This window comes from Companilactobacillus furfuricola (assembly GCF_003946325.1).
In the GTDB taxonomy this organism is placed as follows: domain Bacteria; phylum Bacillota; class Bacilli; order Lactobacillales; family Lactobacillaceae; genus Companilactobacillus; species Companilactobacillus furfuricola.
In genome coordinates, this window is the sequence record NZ_RHNT01000006.1 from 29,906 (window position 1) to 43,736 (window position 13,831).

Genomic DNA, 13,831 nt, shown 5'->3' on the forward strand with positions numbered 1-13,831 from the left:
TTTCTCCTCAATTAAGTAAATTAAAGTGCTAAAGCAGCAGTCAAAATTGATAACTTGTAAACATCATCAGCATTGCATCCACGTGAAAGGTCAGAAATTGGTTTGTCTAATCCTAACAAGATAGGACCAACGGCATCAAAGCCACCAAATCTTTGAGCGATCTTGTAGCCAATATTACCTGATTGCAATTCTGGGAAGATGAAGACATTGGCATGTCCAGCAACTTCTGAACCTGGAGCTTTTTGGTTTGCAACTGAAGGTACAAATGAAGCATCGAATTGTAATTCACCATCGATCGGAACATCAGGTGCCATTTCTTTAGCTAATTTAGTTGCTTCTTGAACCTTAGTTACTTGATCACCTTTGGCACTGCCCTTAGTTGAAAAACTCAACATAGCAACTTTAGGATCGATATCAAACAACTTAGCTGATTTAGCAGCTTGAACGGCTACTTCGGCTAATGTTTGAGCATCTGGATCGATGTTGATAGCACAGTCTGAGAATAAGTATCTCTCGTCGCCTCTTTGTAAGATGAAAGCACCACTGATACGCGAGTTACCTGGAGCTGTTTTAACAATTTGTAGTGCTGGACGAACAGTATCACCAGTTGAATGCACTGCACCAGAAACCATTGCGTCAGCTTTATCAAGATATACTAACATTGTTCCAAAGTAATTAACATTTTGAAGCATTTCTTCAGCTTGTTCTTTTGTATTCTTTCCTTTACGGCGTTCAACAAAAGCGTCGACCATACCCTCAAAATCTGAATAAGTCTTAGGACTAAGAATTTCAATATCGCCTAAGTCAAAAGAATTGTCACTGGCTACTTGTTTGATCTCCGTTTCATCACCAAGCAAGACGGGCTTCAAAACGTTCTCACTATTTAATTTTGCGGCAGCTTCTAAAATACGAGGTTCATCACCCTCAGGGAAAACAACCGTAAGATTCTTTCCATTTACCTTTTCTTTCAAGCTATCAAATAAATCCATTATCATTCCTCCATTTCATTGACAATCGTTGGTAATTGCCAATTGATTACCCTTTCATTGTATCGTAAAAGCGCTTTATTTGTTTGAGAAAATGGTTTTGATCCAAAAAATCCTCGATAAGCTGACAATGGACTAGGATGAACGGAGGAAATAATTGTGTTCTTAGAAGTGTCGATCAAAGCTGATTTGCTCTTAGCAGCACTGCCCCACAAAATAAAGACGACACCGCCTTTATCGGACAGAGCTTTAATGGCATAGTCAGTCAATTTTTCCCAACCTTTACCACGGTGTGAATAAGCCTGTCCTCGTCTAACCGTCAGGACTGAGTTCAGCAATAATACCCCTTGATCAGCCCAAGCTTTCAAATAGCCATGGTTAACTGGTGTACAACCTTCATCAGATTGGAGTTCTTTATAAATATTGACTAATGACGGTGGGATCTTCACTCCTGGTGCCACCGCAAAACTGCAGCCGATAGCTTGTCCCGGTTCATGATAAGGATCCTGTCCCAAAATAACTACCTTAGTATCTTGATAGGACGTCCACTGAAAAGCTTGAAAAATTTGATACATATTAGGATAAATTTCCTTGGTAGCATATTCCTTTTTTAAGAAATCATGAAGTTCTTGATAGTATTCTTGTTGAAACTGGTCATTTAGAACTTCTTGCCAGTCATTTTTGATAAATCTATTCACAACAACACACACCTTATTAGAAAAAATTATTTTAAAAATATGTTAATATGCAACTATAAGTTTAACGCATGGAGGCTGAATTATGATCAAAATCATCGCATCAGATATGGATGGAACATTGTTAAATGAAAAGATGATGATTTCACAAAAAAATATTGACGCCATCAACCACGCTACCGCAAACGGGATCGATTTCTTAATTGCCTCTGGCCGCCAACTTGATGAAGCAAAACCCTTTTTGATGAATAAGATCCACCCTGGTTACATCACCTTAAATGGTGCAGAAGTTTACAGTAAGGATGAAAAATTAGTTTCAAGTAATCCCGTTTCCAAAACGAGTGCCTTAAAAGTTGCCGAATATATGGATGAACACGACTTATATTATGAGCTTATCACTGACAAAGGTGTTTTTTCCAACAGTCTTGAAAAAAGAACTGTCAGCATTGCTCAATTATTGAACGTCTTGAATCCCACAACAACTTACGAAAAAGCCTTAGCGGATACAAAAGCTGTTTTAAAGCACGCCAAAACTATTTATGTTGACGATTATGACGAAATTTTGAATGATAGTGAAACTAAAGTTATGAAGCTATTAGTTTTTGACAATCGTCAGGATGAAATTTTTGAACCTTTGAAGGCAAGTTTAGGAGTAATTGATGATATAGTTATTACATCATCTTCTCCTAATAATCTGGAGATCAATAGTATCGATGCTCAAAAAGGTTCGGCTCTGATGGAATACGCCAAACAAAAAGGCGTAAATCCGGAAGAAGTCATGGCTATCGGGGATAATATGAACGATTATTCCATGATCAAGGCTGCCGGGATCGGCGTAGCTATGAAAAATGCCGTGCCCGAAATAACCGCTCTAGCTGACGAACATACGGATACTAATGTAAACGATGGTGTTGCTAAAATAATCGAAAAAGTAATCCAAAATAACAAAACCGTAGGTAATCGTGAATGAACTTATATATTCGAACAGCTGACTTGTTATCTGGCAATTTGATGGTCGTTTCCAATATCAACAAAGAAACAGTCTTCATTGCCACACGTAGTAAGGATGATCCCTACCTGATCCAGTTGTTTAATCGATTAAATGAAAAAGTTGCAGAGATCAAAATGAAGAATAGTTTTTTGCGGATTTTTTCTATCGAAGTCGCTGGTAAAGAAGTGGCTACGATCAATACTATTCCGATGATCGAAGTTAAATATGTTCATATTGGTAAAATCAATTGGAATGTAATCGGAAATATCCCTCTTTCTAATTATCACGTGAAGAGTAAACACGATACTGTGATGGAAGTTTCACCAGTTATTTTGAGTTTGGGACAACCAGGATTGCAGCTTCGGATCCGCGATATTGAGGATCTGGAATGTGGCACTTTAATTGCGATTTTTCTGAATAAGTATATTAAGCTTCCTGGGAAGCCGTTTGATGATGGGTTTACTCATATGAACGGGAAGAATAAGTTGTCTTATCTTAATTGTGATAGATCTTGATGGAAATGGATGTTTTTATAGCTGCTTTGAAGCGGCTATTTTTTTGTTTTATTTTAGGTTGAGATAGTAGTTTGGGTGTGCGTTCAATGCCGGTTCCGGGGCGGGGCGCTATATGGGATTGGAACGCCTCAGACGTCGATTTGAGCTTATTCGGGAAGACCACCCGAACAATCTCAAATACGAGTCTTCCTCTAAGCTCCTTCGTCGCCAAGAGGAATTTCACAGCTGAACCCATATAGCGCCCCGCCCCTCCACCTAGGTTGGTAATCGATATCCTTCTCTTGTTTGAGTTTTACCGACTAGATCCACAAATTGGCACTTCTTTCTGCCCTATTTTGCACTTGTCTATCTCAAAACTCTTCCGAGTTGTAAAGTCAAAACCATTGAGTCTAGGACTTACATGCATGAATTTCTACGAAAAATAATTCAGCACTCATATATTTGCACAACCTTATTCAGGAATTGAACTTTTGTTTCTGTTTTTTGTTTTTGTTTTGGTTTTGATCTTGCCAACAATGGTAGAAAACTAAGATAGACATGTGAGAAATAGGACGCGCACAAAGTGCCAATTTGTACAAAATAAATCGGTAAAACTCAACCCAGGGGGGGGGATATTGTCTCTATCTAGACGGAGGGGCCCGGGGATACAGACCTCAGTACCCAAATTCCTCTTGGCGACGAAGGAGCTTAGAGGAAGACCAAGTTTTGAGATGCCTGGGCGAACTCCCCAGGTAGCTCAAAATCGTGTCGGGTACGTTCCAGCGTCTGTATCCCCGGGCCCCGGAGTCGGCATTGAACGTAGCAACAAAACTACTACCTCCCACCCCAACCACCAAACAGACTAACAGACCTCCAGCAAAAGAAAACGCTTCTGTCTGCCATGGCTCTCTTACATCTATACAAAAAAAGAACGCACAATATTATGCGTCCTCCTTTTCATTTTCTAAATTATATTGCATATGATCATACAAATGACTACCAATGTAAAGTTGGCCAACCTTTTTAAACCCAGTTTTGTCATAAACATGCTTAGCTGGCTCATTATCAACATCAACATTCAAACTAAGGACTTTTTCACCTTTTTCTCGCAATAAATCAATAAAACTCTGCAAAGTCTTAGTTCCGATTCCTTTATTTTGAAACTCTGGAGCTACTGCGAATGAATCTAAGTACCATTCTCCTGGCCAAGCCTCTTTATCCGTAAACAAAGTATCTTGATGTACCCCATGTTTTTTTAATATTTTAATAAGAGGAGCATCGATTTGATCTTCTTCTTCTTCTGGATAACTAATAGCGATGGCAGCAACTCTGCCATCAACCTCGTTAACCAAAATATGATCCAATCCATATCGATAATTTGGTAATTCAAACCCTTCTCTAATGACTTGCATCATTGTCTCGTTTCCAATTTCTTTAAAAACGTCTAGTTCCATTTCGTCAAAGATTTGAAATAGCGTGGGCAATATCTGCTCGGCATCTTCCTCTTGCGCATATCTTAACATTATTTCACCTCGGATAATATCATACAGTATTTATTATAAATAATACAATTTTTGCATCTCCGAGTGGTAATACATTAATAAGCCGATTTTTTTTGAAAACTGTTTTCACAAAAAAAGAACCTCACCAGCAGGTTCTTTTTTGATATATTATGAATTTTTTGGGACTGAACACAACCTTCCTTTTATTGTTTTTTTAAGGAAATGTCCCACCTTTCCTTACAACTATTAGCTTACTGGATTCATCATTTTCTGAAAATAAACAGAAATTGTAAAATGTTTTATTCTGGTACACTTCTTAATAATTGATCAAGCAAAAATCATCTCCACAAAAAAAGAACTGATAGGCGGCATCAGTTCTTTTTTGCAAAATACTGTATAGTCGATTATAAAAAGACATCAACATAGTAGAAAATCATCTCTACTACAAAAACCATTTTAAATACATTAATCAATCTTGAAAATACTCAAAAGAGAGCTTCTGTATTGATCTAGTACACTTATTGCAATTTGTTCAGTTCTTCAGGTAGGTTCTCAATAAATCGCCCTGTTCGATTAATTGATCGATCATTTCCTCACGTGCAACATTTAGATCTTTTTCAAACCAAGTTTGTACAGTATGAACTAAGCCTCCTAACAAATGATGCTGTGCTTCATCCATGGCACCTTCCGGCAACTCATAGCGTTTAAAACAGTTGGCGAATTTAGTTAATAAGTAATCAGGCTTTTTTAAGATCATACTGAGATTTGCTAGATTGAGACATAATGTTTTATTAGACAAAATATAATCAACAACTGAAACGACTAACTCATCATATGAGTTACATCCTTTCGTGATTTCCCCAATTATGTATTTCTCAAAAAGTTCAAAGTAGAAATCTTCCATACATTCAAAATGATAATAGATGACGCTTCTTCCCTTTTGAGATTGTCGTACTAGATCAGTTATTGTATATCGGACCATGATTCGACTTGATAATGCGTCTTTTGCTGTGGAAAACAGATGCTTTTGAGTTAAATTAATATTATTTTCCATAAGTAAATTTTATCATAACGATAAGTATTAACGTATGATAACAATAACTATACAATGTAAAGATTTGTTTACACAAAATATACAATCAAAAAAACGTGATCAGACTCGAGTCTAATAACGCAATTTTGTTGCGCGTTGGATCTCTCGTTCTTGATCACGTTTTTTAATTGTTTCACGTTTGTCGTATTGTCGCTTACCTTGAGCAACACCGATCAATACTTTGGCAAAGCCATGTTTTAAATAGACTTTTAACGGTATGACGGTGATACCCTTTTCTTGAATAGTACCGACAATGCGATGGATCTCTTTCTTATGAAGTAATAAACGTCGATTACGTAATGGATCATGATTGAACTGGTTTCCTTGGTCGTAGATGGCAATATTGACATTCTCAAGCCATAATTGACCATCCCTTGCCTGGACGAAACCGTCTTTGATATTGATTTTACGAGCACGGATCGACTTGATCTCGGTTCCGGTCAATTCGATACCGGCTTCATAGGTATCAAGGATCGAATAATCATGTCTCGCTTTTCGATTGGTTGCTACTTCATTAGCAGATTTTTCATGATGTTTCTTCACGGTTCATCACCTGCTTTCGTATTTACCACGTCTCTTATGATTGTTATTTGAACGACCGTGTCCGCCACCGCGATGGTTGTTGCCACCTTTGCCGCCTTTATTGCGGAAAGTACTGCGACTGTGACTTGCACGGCGTTTCTTGAACTCTTCTTCACGCTTCTTAACTTGTTCTTCTTCTTCAGGAGTCAAGACACGTTCGAAGTCGATTTTTCTTTGTTCAACGTCTGCTCTGATCAATTTAACTTTGATAGGTTGACCGACCTTGAAGATCTTGCCATTGCTTCTACCATGCATTGACATGCTCTTTTCATCAAATTCATAGTAGTCGTCTTTCATATTTGAAATATGGATCAGACCTTCAACTGTGTTCTCAAGTTGAATGAACATACCAAAACTAGTTACGGAACTGACAACAGCATCGAATTCTTCACCAACTTTATCTTCCATATATTCAGTCTTCTTGAGATCATCGACAGCACGTTCAGCATCGATCGATTTTCTTTCACGGCTTGAAGTGTGGTCTGCGATCGGTGAAAGTTTCTCTTTCCACTTATCCTTTTCCTTGTCAGTGAAACCAAATTCAGCGTATTCATGGATCATCCGATGAACGATCAAGTCCGGATAACGTCTGATCGGCGAAGTGAAGTGAGTATAATATTTAGCTGCCAGTCCGAAATGACCAAGCGCTTGATCGGAATATCTAGCTTGTTGCATGCTTCTAAGCAGCATGATCGTAACAACTGCTTCTTCTGGTGTATCAGTAACTTTAGCTAAGACATTTTGGAACATCTTAGGAGTGATATCTTTAATATTACCCTTAACTTCCACACCGATCGCTGCGACGAATTCAAAGAAATTTTTGACCTTTTCTTGTTCAGGCTTTTCGTGGACACGATATAAGAATGGGACGTGACTCAAATTGTAATGCTTAGCAACCGTTTCATTAGCTGCCAACATGAATGATTCGATCATTCTCTCGGAAGTTCCACGGTTTCTCAGTTTAATATCGATCGGCTTGCCATTTTCATCAACGATGATCTGTGCTTCTGTTTCTTCAAAGTCGATGGCACCACGTTCATGACGCTTGTCGAATAAAATCTTATGCAGATCTGCCATATCTTTCAACATTGGTACGAGAGCAGCATATTCTTCATTTAATTCAACGTCACCTTTTAAGATCTCGTTAACGTTGTTATAAGTCATGCGATATTTCGACTGGATAACACTTGGAAAAATATCTTGCGTTAAGATATCGCCATTTTCATCGATCTCCATCTCACAAGTCAAAGCTAGACGATCTTCACCAGGATTCAAGGAACAAATCCCGTTAGATAATCTAAATGGAAGCATTGGAATAACTCGATCGACTAAATAAGTACTAGTCCCACGCTTATAAGCTTCCTCATCAATTGGCGAACCTTCTCTGACATAATGAGTTACATCAGCGATATGAACGCCTAGATGGAAGTGTCCATTCGGCAACTTTTCGACCTCAACGGCATCGTCAAAGTCTTTAGAATCATCCCCATCGATCGTGATGACGGTATTCTTAGTCAGGTCACGACGACCTTCACGATCTTCTTCTGTTACATGATCAGGGATCTGTTCAGCAGCATCGAGAACTTCCTGTGGAAATTCTGGATTGATACCATTATCCAAGACGATGGAAATAATATCGACACCAGGATCATTTTTGTTACCGATGATCTCAAGCGCTGTACCTTCCATACTTTGAGGATGAGAATCATTCGGATACTCATCGATCGATACTTGGACCATGTCACCCATTTGTGGATGAAGTCCCTTATCAGAAATAAAGATCATATAGGTTGAAAAACGTTTCTCATGACTTTGGACATAACCGTAGTGACCCGATTTCTTAACTTGAGCGTCACTGTATGGATGAAATTCACCAACCAGTTTGGTTACTGAACGTTCAATGATCTTAGTGATCTTTCCTTCAGGACCTTTGTCATCCCAAGGATTCGACGGTTTGGTGATCTGAATTTCTACTTCATCGCCATTGACCGCATGTAGCGTATTGTCACGCATAATAAAGGCATCTGGCTCTACCTCGTCGTAGCGAACAAAGCCAAACCCTTTTTCGTTAGCCTTAAAGACACCCTCTAAGACTTGTGTTTGTGTTGCCATTCTAAATTCATCTTTGTTAGTCAAGGTGATCTTTCCTTCACCTTCTAAAACTGCCAAAGCTTTAACAACACGTTTGAATGCCGACGATCCGTGCATTCTTAGTGAATCCTCAACTTGCTCAGAAGTATAGCGACGATCGGGATTACTTCTGAAAAATTCAAGAATATCTGAAATTAATTTATTTTCTTTATCAGGCATTTGTTTCCTCAATTTTTTCTAAAAAGTTTAAAACGTCATTCTGGACGTCTTTATGAGCCTTATTTACTGTCAGAACGTGTCCGGCATCATACCAGTGAAGATCGACATTTGAAAGTCGTTGTTTGACTTTATTTGCACCATCAGGATCGACCATTACATCACTAGTTCCTTGACCAACGAAGTATGGTCCAGTGATCTTGTTCAAATTATTTTCGACATTGTGTGTTTCCGAAATGATCTTGTCCATAAAGTTATCTAGCTTATCATCGATGGCCGACATCTTTTCATTCATGACAGTCTCATCAGTCTCACTGATCTGATAAACTTTCTTGGCATAAATCAAAAATTCCTTCCGGACCATCGCGTAACTAGTATTGAACAAAGGCGAGCCAAAGGTTCCGCCAGCTGATACTTCTGGAAGTTCTTCGATCGCCTTAGTAGCAAAAATTGCTCCAAGTGAAAGTCCAAAGAAATAAAATTCTGTCTTGCCTTGTTTCATTAAATAATCAACAGCATCGATTGCTTGTTGCCACCAAACAGTTGGATCACCTTGTTCAATGATATCCAATGGCTCATACGTTCCGTGGCCCTTGAACATCGGTGCGTAAACAGAGTATTCATTTCTCTGCAAAAATCTTCCCAACAGGCGCATGTCGTTCGGTGTTCCCGAGAGAGAATGCATCAATACGACTGCCTTAGGGCCATTATCAAAATAAAATGGTTTCGGTTCGATCAGTTTCATTAAAATTACTCCTTATAACAAAAAACCTCCTGAGACTCTTCAGGAGGATAACTTGTCTAGTGAGATGATAAATAAACTAAAGCTAGTGACAAAGCGAAGAAAATGACCAAAAGGACATATGTAACTTTGACCATAAAGGCTTCAAATCCACGCTTCTTTTGGTTATTGAATAAATCTCCGCCACCACCAGAAAGTGCGTTCAAAGCATCTTGTTGCTTTGTAGGTTGCATCAATACAGCAATGATGATCAGGATCGAAACAATAATTAATAATACTTCAAAAAGATTATACACCGGCAAAACCCCCGTTCATGGTGTTTAAAGCTGAAATCACTTCTAAAACAATAACACAAATTCTTTCAAAATTCTAGTCTATTCCATTGATAAGCTCAGTCAGTTTTTTCTTCAATGTAGCCCGTGTAGCTCCATTGACCATCATCTCGATACGATCGCCTGATTTAACTAGGGTATCGCCTCTTGGAATTATTTGCATTTCTCCACGATAAATGGAAATCACTAAGACTGATTTGGGAAAACTAATATCACGAATATACTTACCATCGATCGGACTACCCTCAAAAACAGGGATTTCGATCCGATCATTGAATTTGGAAACTCGATTCAAATGCTTCGTATTTACTGTCAGTTTTTCTTTCAAAGCTTCGTAAATCGGTGATCCATTCAAAATGTCGACAACGATGTAGGCCACTAACGAAATAACGACTAAAGGCATCAAGTGTCCCAGCGAACCGACCATCTCAGTAACTAAAATAATGGCAGTAAACGGGGCCTTGGAAATACAAGCGAAGTAACCAGCCATCGCAAAAATTATCAAATTACTTTCAAATGAAATTGGTAAAAGTCCAATTTGATGCATGAATACTGCATACAATGCACCAATCATTGCACCAAGATTTAAGATAGGAAGAAAAATCCCACCTGGCAAGCCTGATCCATAAGATATCATTGAAAAAACAAATCGCAAAACAAAGATACCAAAGAGGACCAATAAGCCTACCTTCATGTTACTGAGTGCAACGATCAAACCATTTCCGCCGCCGATATATTTTGGAAACATCATTCCGATCGGCAACAATAAAATCAATGGGATCAAGCCTTGGAAGCTACGAGGTATTTTAGTTTTCGCATAAAGACTTGGCATTTCTAGTAAAACTACTTGATACAGTCTTCCCAGTAAACCAAGGATGATACCGAGTACGATCAAGTGCCAATACATATTGATCGGCAAGCTAAACTTGTATGGGATACTTAACACTGGTGTCAATCCAAATACATATAAAGCTACCAAATTTGAGCTAACCGAACTAGCTAAAGCTGTGATCCAGACCATTGGTGAAAAATTATGGTAGATCTCTTCTAAGACGAACATCGACCCTGCTAATGGAGCATTGAACGCAGCGGCTAGTCCTCCTGCTGCACCACTAGCAATCAAAATACGTTTCGAAACTGGCGATGAAAGCTTTCCTAATTCACCAAATCCTTGACCAACTGAAGCACCTAATTGGATGGCGGGACCTTCACGTCCAAGAAAAAGTCCAGGACCAATACTGATGATCCCACCAACAAATTTACGCCATAAAACAGCCCACCATTTAACTTCCAGCTGACCGTCTAATTGAGCTTCAACTTGCGGAATACCCGAACCAGAAATATTTGGTTCTTTTTTTAACATTAAACTTACGATAATACCTACAACGACCAAAACAAACAACAAAAGAATAAACGTTGTTAGACTAGTACGAGCAGATACATATAATCCTTGAAAAAGTTTGAGTAATTTGCCGATCGACCAGCGAAACGAACTAACGACAGCACCGGAAAAGATCCCGACGAAAACCCCAAACAAAATCAACTTCAATTTATATACATCGATTGAAGTGCTTTTCATTAAATTCCCCTCTATCTAATTTGATTCTGAAAATTTCGGCAATTGATAAACGCTGGGAGAAGGTTGTTTAAAACCTGCCTCTAGCAATTCGATGTCTGTAATAGCTTGTTCATCTGTCACTATCTTAGGTTGATCATTGATCAAAGTCTCATACACTGAATCGTAAAATTGACCATAATCGCCTTGTGGCGTTTTGATCTGCTTTTTGATCCAATCGCCATTGGAATTGTGATAATTTGCTACGCCATAATACATTGGACTATCTTCACCAAATCCCGGCGTCCCCGGCATGATGCCAGCTTTAAGATCATTTTCTTGTTGATCAGCGCCATATTTGATGAATGATCCATTAGTTCCGTGAACGATGAATCGCGGATAATCACTGGCAACCACGAATTCAGCTTTAACTTTGACCTTATTAGTCGTTCCGTAATGAAGATCAACATCAAAATAATTATCAACAGCATCAGCTTTTTCGTTGTTCCTAATATCATAAACAGCAGCATCTGGACGACCGAAAAGAGCGACCATCCGATCCATTAAATGAATACCTAATCCGTAAAAAGTCCCCTGTTCTTTCGTTCCTGAATTAACAACAGTGTTAGGACGATAATAGTCGATGTGAGATTCGACTTCCAAAATATTGCCTAAAAATCCTTGTTCAATAACTTGTTTTACCGCCAAATAGTCCCCATCAAAACGACGATTTTGGTAAGGAATAGCGATCACACCAATTTCTTTGGCTAGTGACAATAATTCTTTTGCATGCTCCACACTATCAACGAATGGTTTCTCAACGATCACTGACTTTTTCGCTAAAATAACTTGTTTAGCTAGTTGATAGTGAGTGCTGGCAGGCGTACAAATGGTTACTAAATCAATTTCTGGATCATTTAGAACAGAATCCAAGTCATTCGTAAAAATTGTTCCTTGGCTTTCATATGGCTCTTTCAGTGATTCATCAACTGGTTTTCTAGTATAAACTTTTACAACTTCAAAATCTGATCGAATATTTAAATAGGGTAAATGATATCGATTAGCAGATTTGCCAAAACCGATAAAAGCTATTTTTAGTGACATATTTTTCTCCTTGTCTAGACATACTAATATCATATAATTTTAGGCAAAAAAAAAACAGTCCCGAAGGGCTGTTTTATTTTGTGAACAATTATTTTCCAAGGTTGTAGAAACTGTGGATACCCTTGTATTCTGCTTGTTCGCCAAGTTGATCTTCGATTCTCATCAATTGGTTGTATTTAGCAATACGATCTGTACGGCTCATTGAACCAGTCTTGATTTGACCTGCGTTTGTAGCAACAACAAGATCAGCAATTGTTGTATCTTCTGTTTCACCAGAACGGTGTGAAACAACAGCTGTAAAGCCAGCTTCTTTAGCCATTTCGATAGCTTCGAATGTTTCTGTAAGTGTACCGATTTGGTTAACTTTGATAAGGATCGAGTTTGATACTCCCATATCAATACCCTTCTTCAAGTAGTCAGTGTTTGTAACGAACAAGTCGTCACCAACTAATTGAACCTTGTCACCAAGGGCCTTTGTAACTTTTTGCCAGTCTTCCCAGTTGTTTTCGTCAAGTGGGTCTTCGATTGTGATAACTGGGTACTTGTCAACGATTCCTGCAAGTAAGTCGATGAATTCGTCAGTGCTCAATGATGCACCGTTGTCGCCTTCACCCTTAAGTTCATACTTACCTGTTTCAGCATTGTAAAATTCTGATGATGCACAGTCAAAACCGATAGCAATATCGTCACCAGGCTTGTAACCTGCTTTTTCGATAGCTTCTACCAAAATCTTGAATGGTGCTTCGTTGTTTTCAAGGTCAGGAGCAAATCCACCTTCGTCACCAACGGCTGTGTTTAGGCCCATGCCTTCAAGAACAGCTTTAAGTGCGTGGAATGTTTCTGAACCCATACGTACGGCTTCATGAATTGATTTTGCACCAACAGGCATGATCATGAATTCTTGGAAGTCAACGTTGTTGTCAGCATGCTTACCACCATTAATAACGTTCATCATTGGTGTTGGAAGTACGTGAGCATTTGGTCCACCTAAGTATTCGTACAATGGAAGGCCGATTTCGTCAGCAGCAGCACGTGCAGCAGCCAATGAAACACCAAGGATAGCGTTAGCACCAAGGTTACCTTTGTTTTCTGTACCGTCAAGCTTGATCATAGCTTCATCAATAGCTCTTTGGTCTGTTACGTCCATGCCGATAACTGTCTTAGCAATCTTGTCATTTACGTTTGAAACAGCTTTAAGAACACCTTTACCACCGAAACGTGATTTGTCGCTGTCACGTAATTCAACAGCTTCGTGTTCACCAGTTGATGCACCTGAAGGAACATCAGCACGGCCAAAGCCGCCTAATTCAGTATAAATTTCAACTTCAACAGTTGGGTTACCACGTGAATCTAGGATTTCACGACTTAAAACATCAGTAATTACAGACATATTGTAAATCTCCTTTATGAGTTTAATACTTATTCATTCTAACCCGAATTTGTTCTAA

13 protein-coding genes are annotated in these 13,831 nt (G+C 38.7%); 2 read left to right on the top strand and 11 right to left on the bottom strand.

Annotated features, from left to right (window positions below):
* Positions 1-20: 20 nt before the first annotated feature.
* On the bottom strand, positions 21-989 hold the full coding sequence (pta, locus tag EKM78_RS03305) for a phosphate acetyltransferase (RefSeq protein ID WP_125769304.1): 969 nt from the start codon (positions 987-989) through the stop codon (positions 21-23).
* Positions 990-991: 2 nt separating this feature from the next.
* Positions 992-1,684 (bottom strand): uracil-DNA glycosylase, encoded by a 693-nt coding sequence (locus EKM78_RS03310; RefSeq protein ID WP_125769307.1) that lies wholly within the window; start codon positions 1,682-1,684, stop codon positions 992-994.
* An 82-nt stretch (positions 1,685-1,766) separates the two neighbouring features.
* Here EKM78_RS03310 and EKM78_RS03315 point away from each other — a divergent pair, with 82 nt between their 5' ends.
* A complete protein-coding gene (locus EKM78_RS03315; RefSeq protein WP_125769310.1) occupies positions 1,767-2,651 on the top strand; it encodes a Cof-type HAD-IIB family hydrolase in 885 nt (294 codons plus the stop codon).
* Entirely contained in the window at positions 2,648-3,187 is a 540-nt protein-coding gene (locus EKM78_RS03320) for a hypothetical protein (protein ID WP_125769313.1), read from the top strand. The genes EKM78_RS03315 and EKM78_RS03320 overlap by 4 nt, the downstream gene beginning before the upstream one ends.
* 920 nt (positions 3,188-4,107) lie before the next feature.
* Here the strand turns inward: EKM78_RS03320 and EKM78_RS03325 are convergent.
* The 9 genes from EKM78_RS03325 to eno form a co-directional block, all read right to left on the bottom strand.
* A complete protein-coding gene (locus tag EKM78_RS03325) occupies positions 4,108-4,689 on the bottom strand; it encodes a GNAT family N-acetyltransferase (protein WP_125769316.1) in 582 nt (193 codons plus the stop codon).
* A 511-nt stretch (positions 4,690-5,200) separates the two neighbouring features.
* Positions 5,201-5,572: a TetR-like C-terminal domain-containing protein gene (locus tag EKM78_RS03330; RefSeq protein WP_125769319.1), complete on the bottom strand. Its 372-nt coding sequence runs from the start codon at positions 5,570-5,572 to the stop codon at positions 5,201-5,203.
* A 261-nt stretch (positions 5,573-5,833) separates the two neighbouring features.
* On the bottom strand, positions 5,834-6,304 hold the full coding sequence (gene smpB, locus EKM78_RS03335) for an SsrA-binding protein SmpB (RefSeq protein ID WP_125769321.1): 471 nt from the start codon (positions 6,302-6,304) through the stop codon (positions 5,834-5,836).
* A gap of 6 nt (positions 6,305-6,310) precedes the next feature.
* Positions 6,311-8,653, bottom strand: coding sequence for a ribonuclease R (gene rnr, locus EKM78_RS03340; protein WP_125769325.1), 2,343 nt, complete (start codon positions 8,651-8,653; stop codon positions 6,311-6,313).
* Positions 8,646-9,395 carry an alpha/beta hydrolase gene (locus tag EKM78_RS03345; RefSeq protein ID WP_125769328.1) on the bottom strand — a complete coding sequence of 250 codons (750 nt, stop codon included), beginning with the start codon at positions 9,393-9,395 and terminating at the stop codon, positions 8,646-8,648. Before EKM78_RS03345 ends, rnr begins: the two co-directional genes overlap by 8 nt.
* A gap of 56 nt (positions 9,396-9,451) precedes the next feature.
* Complete coding sequence (gene secG, locus EKM78_RS03350; protein ID WP_125769331.1) at positions 9,452-9,688, bottom strand: preprotein translocase subunit SecG; 237 nt, start codon at positions 9,686-9,688, stop codon at positions 9,452-9,454.
* A gap of 73 nt (positions 9,689-9,761) precedes the next feature.
* A complete protein-coding gene (locus EKM78_RS03355) occupies positions 9,762-11,303 on the bottom strand; it encodes a ClC family H(+)/Cl(-) exchange transporter (RefSeq protein WP_125769334.1) in 1,542 nt (513 codons plus the stop codon).
* Positions 11,304-11,318: 15 nt separating this feature from the next.
* The gene (locus tag EKM78_RS03360; RefSeq protein ID WP_125769337.1) at positions 11,319-12,383 is read right to left on the bottom strand and encodes an oxidoreductase; all 1,065 of its coding nucleotides are present in this window, start codon (positions 12,381-12,383) and stop codon (positions 11,319-11,321) included.
* Between the two features lie 88 nt (positions 12,384-12,471).
* Positions 12,472-13,773, bottom strand: coding sequence for a phosphopyruvate hydratase (eno, locus tag EKM78_RS03365; protein WP_125769340.1), 1,302 nt, complete (start codon positions 13,771-13,773; stop codon positions 12,472-12,474).
* Positions 13,774-13,831: the final 58 nt, after the last annotated feature.